General features: G+C 68.1%; 18 protein-coding genes. All 18 read right to left on the bottom strand.

Features of this window, described 5'->3' with window-relative positions; genetic code table 11:
* Positions 1–7: 7 nt before the first annotated feature.
* Entirely contained in the window at positions 8–838 is an 831-nt protein-coding gene (locus tag VNN10_01370) for a peptidylprolyl isomerase (protein ID HXH20648.1), read from the bottom strand.
* A 125-nt stretch (positions 839–963) separates the two neighbouring features.
* Positions 964–1,653 carry a hypothetical protein gene (locus VNN10_01365; protein ID HXH20647.1) on the bottom strand — a complete coding sequence of 230 codons (690 nt, stop codon included), beginning with the start codon at positions 1,651–1,653 and terminating at the stop codon, positions 964–966.
* Between the two features lie 599 nt (positions 1,654–2,252).
* Complete coding sequence (locus VNN10_01360; GenBank protein HXH20646.1) at positions 2,253–3,194, bottom strand: hypothetical protein; 942 nt, start codon at positions 3,192–3,194, stop codon at positions 2,253–2,255.
* Between the two features lie 268 nt (positions 3,195–3,462).
* Positions 3,463–4,281, bottom strand: a complete 819-nt coding sequence (locus VNN10_01355) for an alpha/beta fold hydrolase (protein ID HXH20645.1) — start codon at positions 4,279–4,281, stop codon at positions 3,463–3,465.
* Between the two features lie 103 nt (positions 4,282–4,384).
* Positions 4,385–5,719, bottom strand: coding sequence for an adenylate/guanylate cyclase domain-containing protein (locus VNN10_01350; protein ID HXH20644.1), 1,335 nt, complete (start codon positions 5,717–5,719; stop codon positions 4,385–4,387).
* Positions 5,720–5,816: 97 nt separating this feature from the next.
* Positions 5,817–6,629 (bottom strand): alpha/beta hydrolase, encoded by an 813-nt coding sequence (locus VNN10_01345; GenBank protein HXH20643.1) that lies wholly within the window; start codon positions 6,627–6,629, stop codon positions 5,817–5,819.
* Complete coding sequence (locus VNN10_01340) at positions 6,629–7,030, bottom strand: MmcQ/YjbR family DNA-binding protein (protein ID HXH20642.1); 402 nt, start codon at positions 7,028–7,030, stop codon at positions 6,629–6,631. The genes VNN10_01345 and VNN10_01340 overlap by 1 nt, the downstream gene beginning before the upstream one ends.
* A complete protein-coding gene (locus VNN10_01335; protein HXH20641.1) occupies positions 7,027–7,467 on the bottom strand; it encodes a GNAT family N-acetyltransferase in 441 nt (146 codons plus the stop codon). Before VNN10_01335 ends, VNN10_01340 begins: the two co-directional genes overlap by 4 nt.
* A complete protein-coding gene (locus VNN10_01330) occupies positions 7,464–8,678 on the bottom strand; it encodes a CoA transferase (GenBank protein ID HXH20640.1) in 1,215 nt (404 codons plus the stop codon). Before VNN10_01330 ends, VNN10_01335 begins: the two co-directional genes overlap by 4 nt.
* On the bottom strand, positions 8,675–9,889 hold the full coding sequence (locus VNN10_01325) for a CoA transferase (GenBank protein ID HXH20639.1): 1,215 nt from the start codon (positions 9,887–9,889) through the stop codon (positions 8,675–8,677). The genes VNN10_01330 and VNN10_01325 overlap by 4 nt, the downstream gene beginning before the upstream one ends.
* A 154-nt stretch (positions 9,890–10,043) precedes the next feature.
* The gene (locus tag VNN10_01320) at positions 10,044–10,736 is read right to left on the bottom strand and encodes an A24 family peptidase (GenBank protein ID HXH20638.1); all 693 of its coding nucleotides are present in this window, start codon (positions 10,734–10,736) and stop codon (positions 10,044–10,046) included.
* Positions 10,737–10,769: 33 nt separating this feature from the next.
* Positions 10,770–11,282, bottom strand: coding sequence for an NUDIX domain-containing protein (locus VNN10_01315; GenBank protein ID HXH20637.1), 513 nt, complete (start codon positions 11,280–11,282; stop codon positions 10,770–10,772).
* Positions 11,269–12,393 carry a rod shape-determining protein RodA gene (rodA, locus tag VNN10_01310; protein HXH20636.1) on the bottom strand — a complete coding sequence of 375 codons (1,125 nt, stop codon included), beginning with the start codon at positions 12,391–12,393 and terminating at the stop codon, positions 11,269–11,271. The genes VNN10_01315 and rodA overlap by 14 nt, the downstream gene beginning before the upstream one ends.
* Entirely contained in the window at positions 12,394–14,310 is a 1,917-nt protein-coding gene (mrdA, locus tag VNN10_01305) for a penicillin-binding protein 2 (protein HXH20635.1), read from the bottom strand. It abuts the gene before it with no gap.
* Between the two features lie 136 nt (positions 14,311–14,446).
* A complete protein-coding gene (locus VNN10_01300) occupies positions 14,447–14,944 on the bottom strand; it encodes a hypothetical protein (protein HXH20634.1) in 498 nt (165 codons plus the stop codon).
* Positions 14,941–15,765, bottom strand: coding sequence for a rod shape-determining protein MreC (mreC, locus tag VNN10_01295; protein HXH20633.1), 825 nt, complete (start codon positions 15,763–15,765; stop codon positions 14,941–14,943). The genes VNN10_01300 and mreC overlap by 4 nt, the downstream gene beginning before the upstream one ends.
* A 151-nt stretch (positions 15,766–15,916) precedes the next feature.
* Positions 15,917–16,981, bottom strand: coding sequence for a rod shape-determining protein (locus tag VNN10_01290; GenBank protein ID HXH20632.1), 1,065 nt, complete (start codon positions 16,979–16,981; stop codon positions 15,917–15,919).
* Between the two features lie 423 nt (positions 16,982–17,404).
* The coding region (locus tag VNN10_01285) for a hypothetical protein (GenBank protein ID HXH20631.1) at positions 17,405–17,748 on the bottom strand (344 nt) is incomplete at its 5' end.

The following is a 17,748-nucleotide window of genomic DNA, read 5'->3' as shown; positions in this document are numbered from 1 at the left end:
GCCTGGCTTAGCTCTCCGCGATCTCCACGGAGATGATCGTGTCCGCGGGGCCGGGTTCGCCCTGCGTGAGGTCGAGCAGGGTCAAGCGGTCGACGACGTCCATGCCGGAGATAACCCGGCCAAAGATGGTGTACTTGCCGTTGAGAGCGGGGTAGTCGCCGAAGGAGATGAAGAACTGCCCGCCATTGCTGGTCGGCGAGCTGCCTCCCATGCCCACCGCGCCGCGGCTGAAGGGCAGGCTCGTAGTCTCCTTCCGGATCGAGTATCCCGGCGTGCCCAGGGCCTGGCACAGGACACCCGGCTTGCAGGTCGGGTCGCCCGCCTGGGCGACGAACTTGCCGCCGCTCTGGTCCCGGGCCAGCTGCATGAAGGGCGTGTTGTTGTAGTAGCCCTCGCGGGCCAGGAAGACGAAGCTGTTCACGGTCTCGGGCGCCTGGCTCGGGTCCAGCTCGATCTGGAAGTCGCCCTTCGAGGTCTTCACGGTCGCCACGTAGCGCTTGGAAGGGTCGATATGCAGGCTCGGCGGCGAGTCGTAGCGCTTCACGGTCGGCGTCGTGCTGACTTGCGGCTGCGGCGTCTCGTCAGCGCTCACGATCGGCTTGTCTTCCAGTTCGCCAGCCTGGTGGATCTGGCCATCGTCTGTCGGCTGCGCCCCTCCAATGCCAAGCGGTAGCACGCTCAGCAGCATCGAGAGGCCCATTACGACCATTGCCACTACGAAGACTTTGGGATTGGTGATCACGCCCAGCAGGCCGGGTAGCTCGGCGCGGCGGACGTCGGTGTAGGAGCGCGGTGCGCGGCGCCGGGCGCGGCGGTTGGCGGGCTGACGGTTCATCATCGGCGAGGCATTCCCCTGGCCGCTTCCAGCGGCCCAATCGAGTATATCAAGCAGCCTTCCCTACGCCCAAAGATGCGATCTGCCTCCGTCGGCAGTGCCGTCAGCGCGAGGCTGGCAAGCACGCGTCAGCCGTGGGCGGCGCGGAAGCGCTCCAGGGCTGCCGCCACGTCCGCCGCAGCGGTATGGCCGGAGCGCGCAAGGTCCCCCAGGAGCTCGGCGCGGGCAAGCAGCAGGTCCGTGTCCCGCGCGAAGTTGCGCGGCTCTTCCTCGGCGTCGAAGCGGTCGGTCTCCGGGGACCAGCGGTACAGGGTGCGGCCAACGGCCTGGCCGCCCTCGACGTAATCGACCTCGTATACCTCGGCGATGCGCCGCCAGAAGTCGGCCAGGTCGTGGCCGAAGCGCTCGATATAGATGATGAGACCGATCGCCGACGCATCCTCGTCGTCCACGCCGCAGCCCGCGGTCACCTCGAGGACGGCGTCCTGCGGTGATGGGGCGTGGAGCGAGGCCTGGAGCGAATAGCCGGCCTTGAGGGTGTCGAATACCTGGCGCACGGGCTCGCCCCAGATGTAGCCCGGGACTGGCGCCTGGCTGAACTCGGGCACGACGATGTAGCCGCCGAGCCGCTCATGCCGCAGCCGGTCGAGGACGCCGGGCTCGCCATGAAAGCGGTGCAGGGGCACCTCCGGGCGCCGGAGGGCGAGGACCGCCTCGGAGGTCGTAGACTTGCCGGCGAAGCGTGGCACCGCGACCGTCAGGAACGAGACCTCTTCGTCCACGGCAGCCCATAGCACCGCCGCGACTTCGGCGCTCATGGTGCCGTTGCGAACGAGCTCCGCGATCGTAATCTCGCCGGCTATCGAGCACCTCCCTCCGCCGGCCCAGTATAAGGGCAGCCTATCGGCGGAGAGGAGCACGGCGGACACGCGCACCCGCCCATCATCCGAGACACAGGCCGAGCCCTGCTAAGGGGCGAGGGGGCGGCCTTAGGGTGCGCTCAGGCCGCGGCGGGGGGCAGCGTCTGGGTCTGCGTCGGCAATACCAGCCGCGGGCGCTGGTAAAGCTGGCCCAGCGGACGGCTGGGCGCGCCGGGGCCGTGGGTTACGGGCCTCGTAACCATCAAGTCCAGCCCGCAGTACGGACACGAAAGTGGCTTCTGACCAGCTTCCCTACTCTTCCCTGTCATCACTAACCTTGCCTGTCTCCCCGCGGCCGGCTTCCGCTGTGGGAAGCAGCCCTGACGCAAAGAGGCCTGCCATTCCTGGCAGGCCGGCATCGGGCTGAGCACTGAGCGGAGCCCGGGCGTGGGATTTGGGCGCCGGCCAGTGCGTCGCGGCCTGCTGGTCCAGTCCCTGACCTTCGGGCGTTCCTTCAACAGAGGAAACGTCGCTGGCGCGATAGCGTTACAGCTGGCTCAGGCAGCGTTGGTCGAGCGCCCGGAGTCGGCGGCTGTCTCGCGGCGGACGAGGACGCGCCCGTCTTCTTCCCAGACCCTCACCCTGAGGCCGAGGCGTCTGCCAGCATGCCGCAGCCGCTGCTTCACGAGCCGGGCCGTGTCAGGAGCTTCGACCGCAACGGCGGCTGTCTCCCCCTCCGCCAGCGCCGCAAGGACCTCGTCGTAGCTGGCCGGGGCGGCATCGTCTTCGTGCGGAGGCGGTCCTCCCTCGGGCGGGGACTGGCGGCCGAGGGCTGCTTGCATCAGCGCTTCGGACTCGTCGCCGTCCTCGGGATAAGTCGCGTAACTGACGCCGGGAGACCAGCTCTCGAGGCTGGCCAGGAGGCGCCTGGCCGCGGCCTGGACGCCGCGCAGGTCCGTGTGCGGCAGGCAGACGAGGAACTCCAGAGGCCCGGCCCGCGTCGCGATGTCGACTGCCCTCAGGTGGTGGGCAAGCTCCTGGGCCAGCCGCCACTCGGTCTCCGTCCCCCAGGTGTCCTCCTCGGCGCCGGACCCGGCGCTCAGCCTGAGCAGCGCCATGGGCGTACCGTAGCGCTTGCAGCGGCTCACCTCCTCAGCGACGCGGAGATCGAAGTACCACTTCTGGAGGAGCCCGGTCGCGCGGTCCTGGATCGATATCTTGCGGCCGTTGTCGACCTGGCGCTCCAGGGCCCTGGCGAGGCTGGCCCGCGAGCCGTCGTGACGATGCTGGTGCGCACGGGTCCAGCTCCAACCAGCGCCGGCAGCGATGCCGGCGACCGCTGCCAGCGGCGCCGCAGCGGCACCGAGGATCAGGGCCGCGCCGTAGGCGCTCAGGCCAAGCGCTGCCGCGGCCGCTGCGGGCAGTACCATGTAGCGCCGGTCCAGCAACCGGGCAAGGCCCTCGCGCGGTTCCATGGCGGGAGACGCTTCAAAGTCCATGGGTCGCATATTAGGTATCGGCGCTGCCGGCCCTGTGATGAGGCCATTTCTGGATAAGACGCTGCTATGCCGGACACGGAGGGCTGCGTACTGGCGCAGTGGGGCGTCCAGGCCAAGCCAACTTCGCGCGGCTCACAGATCGCCGTCGCGCTGGCGCCCGCGGCGGCACGGCAGGCCCCTGCGCACGTTGCGGACCCAGACCCGCGCGCCGAGGAGGGCGCTGGGCCTCGACCGGCCGGGGGCTCGGCCGCCCTGACCCCGATGAAGACTAAGGGTCTGTCTCCGAGAGGAAGGCCTCCATCACCTCTATCGCCCTGGGCTGCAGCGGGAAGCGGTGGGGCACGTCCAGCGTAGCTACCCGGGCGCCCGGTACCTTGTCCGCAAACTCGCGTGACAGGTGTGGAAAGGAGGCAGTCTGTTGCGGGAAGCAGAGTATGAGCGTGGGGCAGGACACCTGGGCCAGGCAGTCCGAAACGTCGAACTCCGGCAGGGTCCGCACGTGCACCCGGATCGCCTCCGGCGAGCTGGCCTCGGCCATGACGCCGGCCAGCGCCCGCGCTCGGTCCGTGTGTTCGAAGCCGACGATCCTGGCGCTGAGCGTCGCCAGGTACCCCAGCCAGTCTTCGTCTAGCATCTCGCGGTAACTCGAGAGCGCGCGGATCGCCGGCTGCTGCATGTAATCGCTGCCGCGGGCTACCGGGTCGAGCAGCACGAGGCGCCGGACGCGCGCCGGGTGGCGTACGGCAAAGGCGCAGGCCACACCGGCCTCTATCGCGGCCCCGGCCAGGTCGACGGTATCGAACCCCGCCGCGTCGATGACCGCTTCCAGGTCGCGCAGCCGCGCCTCCAGGCCGAAGTCCGGGTCGCGGTCGGAGAGGCCGGTGCCGCGCGCGTCGTACATGACGAGCGTGCGGCGGGCCGCGACGGCCTCGTACATCTGAGGATAGCCGGGTATGCGCCAGAACGCCGTGACGTGGCTCCAGGGCACGGGGCTGACATACACGTTCGGCGGCCCTGTGCCCAGCATCACCCAGGCCAGCGCGCGGCCATCGGAGGAGCGCGCGTATCGGACGGTTGGCGGGTCCACGAGGCGATCTTACGGGATTCGCGCCCGGGCGAGCCCCCAGCCGCGCGGCGCGGGCGCGGTCGTCGTCCCTCGTCGTCAGCCCTGCGCCGGCCGTGTGGGGGGCCTACTGATGCCAGTTCAGCTCCCAGATGCGCCCCGGGTCGTCGAAGCCGCGCAGCACTTCCTCGCCCCGGCTCGCGAACGCGAAGCCCTTGCCCGCGACGAGTTCCCGCACGACGTTCGAGACCAGGATCTCGCCGCCCGCCGCCCTCGAAGCGATACGCGAGGCCGCGATCACGGACTCGCCGAAGAGGTCGTCGTCTTCCGCGATCGGTTCGCCAGCGTTGACGCCAATGCGCACGAGGAGCGCTTCCTCGTGCTCGCGGTTCCAAGCGTCGAACTGCCGCTGGATGTCGATCGCGCACTCCAGGGCCCTTTGCGCCGAGGAGAACGAGGCCATGAACCCGTCCCCCAGCGACTTGACCTCACGGCCACCGTGGGCACGCAGTGATTCGCGCGTGATGCGCTCGTGCTCACGAAGCACCTGGCTCCCGCGCTCATCGCCCAGGCGCCGCAGGATCTCGGCGTGGTTGCGCAGGTCCGTAAAGACTATGGTCTGCAGGCCTCCGACCGAGTCCAGCGGCCGCTCTTCGCCGCGGTCGCCGAGGAAGGAGTCGATGCCGCGCAGCATCGCGTCGCTGTCGCCGAGGTAGTGCGCGATGGAACTGCCCTCGAGCACCTCAAGGCGTGCGTCCGGGATCGCGGCCGCCAGCCGCCGTCCAAGGTCCAGGGGCAGCCAGCTTATTTCCCTGCGGTGCTGCACCAGAGTCGGCGCCTGCACCCCGGCCAGCAGGTCCGTGACGTCGTAGCCCGCGGCGTAGATCGCTGCCATCGCTTCAGGCGAGACGCTTTCGCGAATGAACCTGGCGAACCGCCGCGACGGCTCGCCTAGCGACCAGCCCAGGACCAGGTGCGCGGCCGTCTCCGTGTAAAGCTCCCAGTCCCGGTCGAGGAGGCTGCGCACCGCCGCCAACTGGGGCGACCGCAGGTCGGCGAAGCGGGCGAAGCCACAGAACAGGAGCAGATGGGAAAGCCTCTCCGGATGGCGCGCGGCATAGGCGATCGCCGGCGGCACGGCGTAGAAGATCGAGAGGAGGCCAAAGCGCTCAAGGCCAAGGCGGTCGACCACCGCTTCGAGGTCCGCCACCATGGCGTCCACGTCGCGCTCGATGCGACCGCGGTCGGACAGTCCGGTGCCGCGCGCGTCGTAGCGAATGACGCGCCGGCCGCGTCCCAGCTTCTCGTACCATGCCCTCCACTCCGGGATGCCCAGCTCCTGCTCGATATGGCTGACCGGGAGCGAGGGCATGACGACGAGCGGGAAACCCGTCCCCGAGGAGTAGTAGGCGATGCTGACGCCGTCCTTGGTGCGGGCATACTGAATGCGCGGCGGGTCCACGGATTCCTATTGTAGGATCATGCAGCCGTTAGCCGGCCATGCATCCGGGCACCTGGCTGCGATTTTTCCAGGCAGCGCGGGCGGCGCCGGATTGGGCTCAGGCGACGGCCACCCGCGCCGCTAACTCCTCGAGCTCCTTGCGGAACACCTCGAAGTTCTGGCTGTAGACGCCGTGACCCGTGGCCGGCACGATCACGAGCTTGCAGTCCGGCACCGCGCGCGCGATCTTCACCGTCCCGCCAACGCCCGCGGTCTGGTCGTCCTCCCCAACGATCGCCAGCATCGGCACGCGGATGCCGGGCAGGTCCTGGTTCATGGGGTGCTCGTAGAGCGAGGCGACGGCTTTGCAGGTCTCCAGATAAGCCGTCGGGTCTGCCTGGGGACCGCCGCTGGCCTGGGCCAGTGAGGGCGCCGGCTGCGCTGAAGGCGCCTGTCTGTTGCCATCGTTGAGGCCGCCGGGGGCGTTTCGGATGCCGGCCGGGCCTTCGCGGACATAGGCCTCGCCGCGGGCGATCCAGTTCTGCGCCGCCCGTTCGTTGACCTCGGCAGAGGAGGAGTCGCAGATGAAGGCGCGCACCTTCTCCGGATAATCGATGACGAAGCGAAGGCCGAGGACGCCGCCCCAGGAGACGCCGTGGACGATGGCCTTTTCGATGCCGAGGGCGTCCATGAGGTTCGCTAGGTCGCGAGCATGGGTCTTTATGCTGTAGTCGCTCCCTGGCGGCGCCGTGTCGGACTCGCCGATGCCCCGGTTGTCCCAGATGAGGACCCGGAACTTGTCCGACAGCCTCTCGGCCGCATTGCGCAGCGAGCGCAGGCCGGCGCCCAGGCCGTGGCACATCACCAGCCAGTCGCCGCTCTCGCCGTAAATCTCGTAATTCAGGTGCAAGTCACCGGCCTTGATCCGCATCAGCCTCTCCTTGCCCGCGCCTTCTTCCGCGGGTTCACGTGATGGTAGCTGATCAGTATGAGGTCGCGTACCAGCTCGTACGAGGCCTCGTCACTGACGATGGCGGTGATGCCGCCGTACTTGCCGGAGTAGGCGGCCACGGAAATGCCGGGGATCTGAGTCACCGCGCCCTGCTCGGCAAGAGAGACTCGCATGCCGACGCCCAGCGCGCCATCCTCGCGTTGGTAGAAACTGGCGAAGATCTTGTTGTTCGGGCCCTTGAATACCGTCTCGCCCCAGGGATAGTCCTCCCAGGCGCCAGGCATCGACAGGCACAGGTCGCGCAGCGGCGGGTAGTACTTCGACGCTGGCGGCGGCACCGCTGGGAAGCGAGCCCTGGGCGCCGAGGCGTCAGCGGTCACGGCCGCAGCGCCTCCCCGATGCCGCGCATGTCTTCTGCGCTCATGAGCCCGGCGGCGGTCGGCCGGAAGCCGGCCGGCAGATAGAAGGACTCCATCAGCGCCTCATCGCTGTCCACGTGCAGCCATTCGAGCCGGGGCTCCGCTTCGATCGCCGCGGCCGCCAGCTCACGCACCAGCCGCGTGCCCACGCCGAGATGCCGATAGTCTGGATGGACCGTCGTGTCGAGCAGGAAGGCGTGCTGTGCGCCGTCCCAGGCGCCGTAGACGAATCCCACGAGGCGGGCGCCGGCGTAGGCGCCAATCCAGGTCAGGGAGCGCTGGAGCACCGGCTGCAGCTCCTGCCCCCGCTGATGGGCCGGCCAGGCGGCAGCATAGAGGTCATCCAGCTCGGCATTGGAGATCGCGGGCTTTCGCCGATACTCGATCGCTGCGGTCACCAGATGACCTCTTCCTCCTGTAGCCGCTTTATCTCCTCGGCGCTGAGGCCGAGGAGTTCGCCGAACACCTTCTCGTTGTGCTCGCCCAGCCAGGGCGCAGGGCCCCAGAGCGTCGCCGGCGTTTCCGAGAGGCGCGCCGGGTAGGCGTCGAAGTGGTTCGGCGCCATGTTCGTGCGCTCTGCCACCCACCAGAAGTCCAGGTGCTTGAGCTGCGGGTCGTTGTGTACGAGGTCATAGGCGTTCTGGACGACCCCGGCCGGGACGCCAGCGCGGGTTAGGGCTTCCATGGCCTCGTAGGGCTCTTTGTCGCGCGTCCACGTCTCGACCAGGCGGTCGAGCTCCTCGGCGTGCTTGTAGCGGCCTTCCTGCGTCGCGAACCTCGCGTCCTGCGTCCACGCCGGCGAGCCAATGGCCTTCACGAAGGCCCGCCACTCGTCGTCGTTCGTGACGCCGATGGCGATCCAGCGGTCGACCGCCGGGAGCCTGCCGGACTCGTCGTCCTTGCAGCGATAGGCGCCATAGGGGCCGCAGGGCCGCGATTGGAGGAGGTTGCCTTTCGGCTGGGGCACCGTGCCGTTGACGGCGTAGTCGAGGAATGCCGGCCCGATGAGCGCCGTCATCGCCTCCAGCTGCCCCAGGTCCACCCACTGTCCCTCGCCCGTGTTCGCGCGGTGCTCCAGCGCCGCCAGCACCGCGATCGCCCCCGTCACGCCGCCGGCGTGGTCGGCGTAAGAGTAGCCAAACCCCTGCGGCGCCCGCCCGGGGAAGCCCATGAGGTAGGTCATCCCCGAGAGCGCCTGCAGCGTGGGGCCGTAGCTCACGTAGTCGCGCCAGGGGCCGCTGTGGCCTGGTCCGGACATGGAGACGCAGATGATGTCCGGCTTCACCGCCTTCAGGCTCTCGTAGTCCATGCCCCAGTTCTTCATCACCCGCGCGCTGAAGTTGTCGACCACCACGTCGGACAAAGCGGCCAGCCGCCTCGCCAGCTCGACGGCCTTCGGTTGCCGCATGTTGAGCACGATCCCGTACTTGTTGCGGTTGAAGGTGCTGAACGCCGCCGCCCCGTTCGAGTCCGCGCCCCGCGAGGTCGCAGCCGACTGCACCTTGATGACCTCGGCCCCGAGGTCGGCGAGCATGCGCGTCGCGAACGGCCCCGCGACCACCCACGTGAAGTCGAGGATGCGGACGCCCTCCAGCGCTCGGTCGGTCAAATCACGTCCTCCTGCTCGAGCTGCGCCAGCTCGGCCTCCGACATGCCGAGTTCGCCGGCGAGCACCTCATGGGTGTGCTCGCCCAGTAGCGGCGGGCGACGATGGATGGCGTAGGGGCTCGCGTGCATCACGAACGGGGCGCCTGGATAGGTGACGGTCTCGCCCAGCTCAGGATGCTGAACATCCACGAAGAACCCCCGGGTCCGAAGCTGCGGGTTCACGAAGACTTCGTCGACGTTCAGGACCTTGCCGAACGGTAACCGCCTCTCCTGCCCCTCCCGCGCGAAGTCGTCGACGCTCTTGGTCGCCGCCCACTGCTCGACGATCGCGGTGCGGCGCTGCGCATTCGCGCGGCGCGTCGCGTAGTCGGGTATCTGCGTGGGCCGGGCCGGCTGGCCGGCAAGCTCTTCGCCGAAGCCGTCAGAGAGCATCCACGCCAGATGGTCCTCCCAATTGTGGGCGATGCTCACCATGCTGTAGCCGTCCTTGCAGCGCACGACAGCGAAGGCCAGGCTCCAGTGCAGGCTCCCCTGCCGCATCGCGATCATGTCGTTGTACCAGTAGAAGTAGCCGACGTGCTCGATGAAGCCGGCGATGCAGGCCTCCGTCGAGACGTCGATGTGCTGGCCCCTGCCGCTGCGCCGCCGGTACTGGTTCGCCGCGAGCGTGCTCACCACGCCGTAGTTCGACGCCACGTGATAGGACTGCTCTCCGAACGCGGCCAGCGGCGGCAAGTCCGGGTCACCGTTCACGTTCATCATGCCGCCCAGGGCGCAGAGGACGATGTCATTGGCCGGGTTCTTGGCCAGCGGCCCGTCCTGCCCGAACGGCGTGATCGAGGTGTAAATGAGCTTCGGGTTGCGCAGCGCAAGGTCAGCGTAGCCGAGGCCGAGGGACGCCATGTAGCCGGGGTCGAAGCTCTCGACGAGCACGTCGGCGCCGTCCACGAGCTTCAGAAAGGCTTCCCGCGCCCGGGGCTTGGTTATGTCGAGCGTGACCGACCGCTTGCTCGTGTTGTAGTGCCAGAAGTAGAGGCTCCGGTTCGCGTCGCGCTCGCCATGGTAGTAGGGCGGGAAGTCGCGGATCCCGCCGCCCTTCGGGTGCTCGATGCGTATGACGTCGGCGCCGAGGTCTGCCAGGACCTTGGTGCAGTACACGCCCCGCTCGTTCGTGAGGTCGAGCACGCGAAGGCCTTGCAGGGCGCCGGGCATCCGTAGGTCCTGTCTAGCAGTGCAGGCTAAGGCGAGGGTCGCTGTATATGGTAAGGGAAGGTGTCAAGCTACGGGCAAGGCGACGGAGAGGGTCGAGGGCAGAGCATGCCGTGAGTGTCCGAGACCCTGCTCTGACGCCCCACTCCCGGCGCCGCTACAACGGCGCGAACACGGCGCCCTGCGTGAGCACTATCCCGACCGCCGCAAGCGCCAGGAATGGCGCGTAGGGCACGGCCTGCTTGCGCGACACGATGCCGGCCAGGAACAGCGCCAGGATGACCACGCCGCCGGTGAGGACGCCGATGACGAGCGCCTGGTAGCTCGCTGGGAAGCCCAGGGCGACGCCGATCAGCACCGCGAGCTTCACGTCCCCGAGGCCCAGGCCGCCCCGCGTAACGATCGCAAGCACGAGGAATATCAGGCCGCCCACGACGCCCGCGACGAGGGCGTTGACGGGGTCGCCATCCGGAAACAAGGCCGCGGCCGCCAGCGCCAGCACGATGCCCGGGTAGGTCACGACATTCGGCACGCGGTACTCGATCAAGTCTGTGCCCGTGCAGAGGAGCAGCGCCAGGATCAGCGCCGAGACTGCCACCGCCTCAAGCGGCTCGAAGCGCCACCCCGCGCCCGCCATGAGGAAGGGCGCGGCAGCGACGACCAGCACTCGCACCCGGTCGCGCCAGGGCTGTACCTGCCAGGGCAGCTTGCGCACCACGGGGCCTGGCCCCGGCTCATTCGCCTCCAGCCCGTCTTCTGCGGGGTCCTGCTCGCGGCCCAACACGGCGATGCCGTGGTTTAGCACCAGGGCGGCCGGTATACCGGCCAGGAAAAAGAGGAGCGGCGTCATCGTCTCCATTATCGGACGCCCGCAGGGGGGCGTTCAGCAGGTCTGCAATTCGCCTTCCTCGGTTATGTCCAGCACTCTTGCCGGATAGTGCCCCGCGATGATCTCCGGCAGGAACTCCGGAAGGCGCGGCGGTAGCAGCGGCTCGCGGAGGCTGGCCAGCTCCCTGACTCCCCACCAGCGGTGCCCGGGCGGCCCCTCCCCATCGTCACCCTGGGTCTGGACGCGCGGCTCGAAGGCGATCCGGGCGACGTAGTAGCGCTCCAGGTTGCAGTAGACGACACCGCGGCTGAAGTGGAAGCGTCGCTCCCAGACCCAGGGCCCCAGCTCGACTCCGGTGATCCCCGTCTCCTCGCGGAGCTCGCGGAGGGCCGCTTCCTCATGGGATTCGCCCGGCTCCAGGCCGCCACCGGGCGTGAGCCAGGCGGCGTACGGCAGGCCGTAGGGTCTTTCGACACGCAGCAGGAGGACGCGCCCGAGCGGGTCAAGCAGCAGTACGCGCGCGGCTGGCCGGACGATCGCTCCGGCCCTGGCCTCAGGTGAGGCCATAGGGCGACATCTGCCGGTGCCGGATGAGCACGCTCTCGAGCAATCCGATTGCTATGAACACGGTGACCAAAGAGCTTCCGCCCTGGCTGATGAAGGGCAGCGGAATTCCCGTGACCGGGAACAGGCGGATGTTCACGCCGATGTTGATGAACGCCTGGAAGAGGATGAAGATCACGACCCCGACGGCGATCGAGCGCCCGAAGTCGTCCCGGCAGAGCGCCGCGGCGCGCAGTCCGCGCCAGAGGAGCAGGATGAAAAGCGCGAACAAGAGCATCGCGCCGACGAAGCCAAGCTCCTCGCCCAGCACGCTGAAGATGTAGTCCGTCGTCTGCGTGCGCAGGTAATCGAGCTGCGTCTGAGTGCCCTGCGTCAGCCCTTTGCCGAGGAGACCGCCCGACCCAATCGAAATCTCCGCCTGCAAGATGTTGAAACCGGAGCCGAGCGGGTCCTGGCTCGGGTCCAGGAAGAGGCTGACGCGTTCGCGCTGATAGTCGGTGACCACGGCGATGAGCGCGAAGGGCAGCATGGCGATGACCATGCCCATCGCCCCCATGATGTGGCGCATGTCGCAACCGGCCATCACCACCATGCCCAGCCAGATGAGGAGGAAGATCACCGCCGAGCCAAGGTCCGGTTCGGCAAAGACCAGCAGCGCCGGCAGCGCCGCGATGGCAAGCGACGTCAGGAAGACGCGCAGCTCCTTGACGCGCTCGCCCTGGTCCGAGAGGTACTTGGCCAGAGTCAGGATGACGACGATCTTGCCGATCTCAGAGGGCTGGACGTGGGTGCCGCCAATGTCGATCCAGCGCCGCGACCCGAACGCCTGCGCCCCGAACACCAGCACGAACGTGAGCGCCGCGATCAGCCCGACGTACATCCCGAGCGACCCCTGGGCGAGGAAGCGATAGTCGACCTGCGAGACCGCCAGGAACGCGCCGATCCCGATCGCCGCGAAGACAAGCTGGCGCCCTACCGGCCCGCTAAGCGACTCCCGCACGCCCCCGGACGAGGTTAGGCTGCCGCTGTAGATCAGGACGAGCCCGTAGGCAGTCAAGGCCAGGGCTAGGCCGAAGAGGACGAGGTCGAAGTTGCCGGTATCGCGCTTGCGCATTTAGCGGGCCTCGGCGAGGTTCTTGCGCTGGAAGTAGTAGTCGAAGATCTTGGCGGCGACCGGGGCGGCGGTGAGCGCGCCACCGCCCTGCTCCAGGAACACCACCACCGCGATCTCCGGGTTGTCGTAGGGTGCGAAGCCCGTGAACCAGCCGTGCTCCAGGTAGGAGCCATCGGGCCGCCGCTCGCCGAACTCTGCCGTCCCCGTCTTGCCGGCAACCGCCACGCTGCGCACTTTCGCCGTCGTCGCCGTCCCGGTGTCGACCGCCTGTCGCATGGCCTCGCGCATGATGTTTATGTTTCGCGGGTCGACGTTGAGGTTGTTCTTCACGCGTCGCCACGGCGGGACTATGACTCCGCCCGCCGCGTCCCGGATCTCGCGCACGACGTGCGGCACGAGCACGTCGCCGCCGTTGGCGATGGCCGCAGTCACCAGCAGCATCTGCAACGGCGTCGTGGCCACGTAGCCCTGGCCGATCCCCATGTTGTAGGTGTCGCCCACCGTCCAGACCTCGCCGAGCGCCCTCTCCTTCCAGGCCGGGTCAGGGACAAGGCCCTCGGACTCGCCCGGGAGGTCGATGCCCGTCGCCGCGCCCAGGCCGAACTTGCGCGCCCACGAGGCCAGCCGCGCCGCGCCAAGCCCCTGGAAGACATCGCGGCCGGAGTTGAAGTCCACGTAGCCGCCGGCCAGGTAGTAGAAGTACACGTCAGACGACATGGCGACGCCGCGGTAAAAGTCCATCGTGCCCAGCGCCGCCCAGTCCTTGAATGTGTAGGAGATGCTGGGGTTGTACTGGTTCCGCACCTGGATCGAGCCCAGGCTGGTGATGCGCGTACTGGCGTTCGCGATGCCTTCCTGGAGCGCCGCTATGCCGGTGATCTGCTTGAAGGTCGACCCTGGCGGATACATCTCCGCGATCGCATGGTTCACCAGCGGCTTGCCGGGGTCGGTGAGCAGCCGCTCGATCTCCCGCTGGTCGACGCCGCGCGCGAAGACGTTGTTGTCGTAAGTGGGGAGCGAGACGAGGGCCAGTATCTCGCCGGTGCGTACGTCCATTACCACGGCGGCGGCATTGCGCGAGCGTCCCATCCCGGCCTGGACGAACTCGGTGACCTTCTGCTGCAGGTCCAGGTCCAGCGAGAGGACGATGCTCGCGCCCGGAGTCGCTGGCTGTTCGAGGATCGTGCGCACTTCGCGCCCGGAGGCGTCGGCCTCCACGACTTTCACGCCCGGGATACCGCGTAGCGCGCTCTCGTACGTGTACTCGACGCCGGTCTTGCCGATGTCGTCGTTGAGTTGATAGCCACGCGACCTCAGGGCCGCGTACTCCGTATCGTCGATCGGCCCGAGGAACCCGATGACATGCGACAAGAGAGGACCGTTGATGTACTCCCGCCGCGGCTCGACGATGACCCGGACTCCCGGCAGTTCCGGCAGGCGTTCCCGCAACCGGAAGGCCGTCTCCTGGCTGAGGTTCTCCTTGATCGCCACGGGGCTGAAGGGGTCATTCGAGCGGCGCCGCTCCTGGACGCGCGCGGCGATTTCTCCCGCGGGCACCCCGAGAAGCTCCTGGAGGGTCACCGTGATCGCGGTCTCCTGCTCCGGCGGAAGGTCGGCGGCCACGATCGCCGCCGAGAAGCTCGCCCGGTTCTCGACCAGGGGTACGCCATGACGGTCGTAGATCAGGCCGCGGGGCGGCGTGATCGACACCTGGCGCAGGCGGTTGTTTTCCGCGCGCAGGGCGTACTTCTCGCCGGAAATGAGTTGCAGGCGCGCCAGCTGTACGGTGAGGACGCCGAAGACCGCCAGCACTACCAGGCCGAGGTAGAAGACCTTCCGCTTCGCCGCTTCCGCTTCGTCCGTGAGCTCGCGGGGCGGATCGGAGCGCCACGGCTTTCGGCCCGTGCTGTAGCCCACTCAGAGCCCCCTTGTCACGAAATGAAGGCCTGTGGCCGTGGACGCTGCCCGGGGCGCGGAGGCGCGCAGAGGCGCCGGACAGCGGCCCCGTACCCTTTCCTCTCTGCTCCCGGATCTCCGCGCTACCGTCATGGCTTCACGCAAACATGGTGCGGCGCACATCAGGACTACAGACCCACGTAGCCCAGTACACCGGCAGCATTACGGCCACGTTCAGGAGCGCGACAGGCACCACGACCCGGGTGACCGCCACCAGGATGTTTCCTCCTTCGCCCGCCGCCCCAAACGCCACCAGGTAAGCGGTCTGGTAAACGACCGTGGCGGCAATCGTGAAGACGACGGCGTTCAGGAACTGCCCCTCGCTGAGATGGGAGCCGCGAAGGTCGTGCAGGATCGCCAGCGGCGCCAGGGCCAGGAGGGCGACGCCCAGCGGCGCGCCGTCGACGAGGCCCAGGACGATGGCGCCGGTAGGGATCAGGTACAGGGCTTCCTCCTGGCCCCGTACCATGAGCCAGGCCAGGAGCACCACCAGGAGCAGGTTCGGCTGGAGGCCGAAGACCCTGAAGTAAGGCAGGAACGCCACCTCGGAAAGCGCGACCGTGATCACGAGGGGGATGCCGATGTAGTAGCTCACGGCGCGGCAAGCCTCACGGGCACGAAGCTGGTCATCACCAGCACGGTCTCGATCCGCGCGAGGCTCGCCAGCGGTTCGACCGTTACCTTACGGAACACCTCCTGCCTGCTGCCGGCGATGCCCGTCACGCGCCCGATCACGAGGCCGCGCGGATAGCTCCCGCCCAGGCCCGAGGTCACGACGGTGTCACCCTCCTTTACCGGCGCGTCTTGGGTCACGAACTCCATCGACAGGCGCCGGTCGTAGCCGCCGGAGACAACGCCGTCCGCGCGCGACTCCAGGGTGCGGCTGCTCACGGCGCTGTTCACGTCCGTGACCAGCGTGACCCAGGCGTGGTCGCTCTCCACCTTGGAGATGGTGCCGACCAGCGCGCTGCCTTCGGTGATCACCGGCATCCCCACCTTGATGCCGTCGTCGCGCCCGCGGTCGATGGCGATCATCTGCCGCAGGTTCGTCGGGTCGCGGGCAATTACGGTCGCCCCCAGGAATGTGTGTTCGGACAGGCCCTGCTTCACTTCCACCAGGCGTTCCAACGCCTCTCGTTGCGTTGCCTCTTCCTGCAGCCGGGCGATGACGGCGTTGAGGCGCTCGTTCTCGGTGCGCAGGGCCTCGTTCTCCCGCGTGAGGTCGCGGATGTCGTTGTAGTTAGTGACCGTGTTCGCGATTGGCCGCGCGATGGCCCGCAGGACGCCCTCCACTGGCGCCAGCACCTTGTACGAGACGTTCTCGATGGGGCGCAGCACCCCGACGGTGGACATAGCGATCAGCAAGAGGCCCGTGGCCATCATGCTGGCAAACCAGAGGCTGGTGCGGGCGGTCATAAGGCCGGTGACTGCAGCCCGTGGCCCCTGGCTTCGGCGGTCGGCTCAGGTTCAGGGAGTGAGGAGCTTGTCATGGTGGGGCGCTCCTTTCTCTGTCTCGATGAAACGAGGCCGGCCGGCGCGGCTGCCGCCGGGCAGAGCGTGGCTGGCGCTATCGCGGCGGCTTTCGCGCAGCGAGCGACGCCTGGACCTTGGCGAGGATCCTTGCCTCCTCCAGCACCTCGCCGCAACCCCGCACCACGCAGGTCAGCGGGTCCTCGGCAACATACACGGGGAAGCGAGTCTCCTGCTGCAGCCGCCGGTCCAGGCCGCGGAGCAACGCGCCGCCGCCCGCCAGGCATATCCCCTTGTACATCAGGTCCGCTACCAGCTCCGGCGGCGTGATCTCGATCGCGGCCCGCACGACGTCGACGATCGCGCTCACGGGCCCGGAGAGCGCGTCCCGGATTTCGACCGTGCTCACCTCGACCTGCTTCGGGAGCCCGGTCGCGAGGTCACGGCCGCGTATCTCCGTCGTCTCCTCTTCGTCGAGGGGAAAGGCGGAGCCGGCCTGGATCTTGATCTCCTCCGCCGAACGCTCGCCGATGATCATGTTGTGCACCTGGCGCGCGTAGGCGATGATCTCCTGGTCCATCTCGTCGCCGGCGATCCGGCTCGAGTGCCACACCACGGTGCCGCCGAGCGCTATCACCGCCACCTCCGTGGTGCCACCGCCGATGTCGACGATCATGCAGCCCGAAGGGTCCAGTATCGGAAGCCCGGCGCCGATCGCCGCCGCCATCGGCTCCTCGATCAGGTAGCACTCGCGCGCCCCGGCGTTGAGCGCCGCGTCGTGGACCGCCCGCTTCTCGACCTCCGTCACGCCGGACGGTATGCCGATGACGACCCGGGGGCGGGGGACACCGAAACCGAAGCGCTCATGGACGGCCCGGATGAAGTAGTGCAGCATCCGCTCCGTCACGTGGAAGTCCGAGATCACCCCGTCCTTGAGCGGCCGCACGGCAACGATGTTCGCCGGCGTCCGCCCAACCATGCGCTTCGCCTCGGCGCCGATAGCCAGCACCTTCTTGGAGATGCGGTCGATCGCCACCACCGACGGCTCGTCGATTACGATGCCGCGGCCCTTGACCATCACCAGGGTGTTGGCCGTGCCCAGGTCTATGCCTATGTCGTGTGAAAACAGGCCCAGGAAGGCGCTGATCGGGTTGAAGGCCATAGAGATTCCTTCCCCCGCCTCAGGCGGGAGACCCCAGACATTATAGGGAGACGCATCAGACCCGTCTATCAGAAGCGCATTAAGGTGTCGTTGCTCCGAGAATCTGTCCGCTGGTTCTGCTCAGTAGATTTGTCCGTTGAGACGCTAGCGATGATTCTGTCCTTTCATGAGAGAGGACCCGGTCATCTTGAGCCAGAAGGAGCAGACACGCTTGCGAGTGATCGCTGAAGTAGCAGCAGGGAGGTGGTCGGCGGCGGAGGCCGCCCGGACGCTGAAGCTGTCGGAGCGACAGGTCCGGCGCTTGCGCAGAGGCTTCGCGGAGAGAGGCGCTAGGGCTTTCATGCACGGCAACCGCGGCCAGCCGTCGCCCCATCGCATCAGTGATGAGGTACGCGCCAGAGTGGTGGAGCTGGGTGCTGGCCGCTACGCCGCCTGCAACGACAGCCACTTCCAGGACCTGCTCATCCGCGACGAGGGCATCGCCCTTAGCCGCGCTAGCGTCCAGCGTCTGCGCCGCAGGCGGGCCAAAAGCCCAAGCGTACCCACCGGCCTCCTAAGCATCGCCAGCGCCGCGACCGCCGGCCCCAGGAAGGCATCCTGCTCCAGGTTGACGGCAGCCCCCACCCCTGGTTCGGCCTCGACCACCCTGCCTGCACCCTCTTGGCCGCCATCGATGACGCCACTGGCAAGGTCGTCGCGGCCCTCTTCCGGGAGCAGGAGGACGCTCAGGGCTACTTCCTGCTGCTGCGACAGGTGCTGAAGACGCA

It is taken from the genome of Dehalococcoidia bacterium (genome assembly GCA_035574915.1).
Taxonomy (GTDB): Bacteria; Chloroflexota; Dehalococcoidia; order DSTF01; family WHTK01; genus DATLYJ01.
This window is presented reverse-complemented; position numbering and strand designations above follow the sequence as displayed.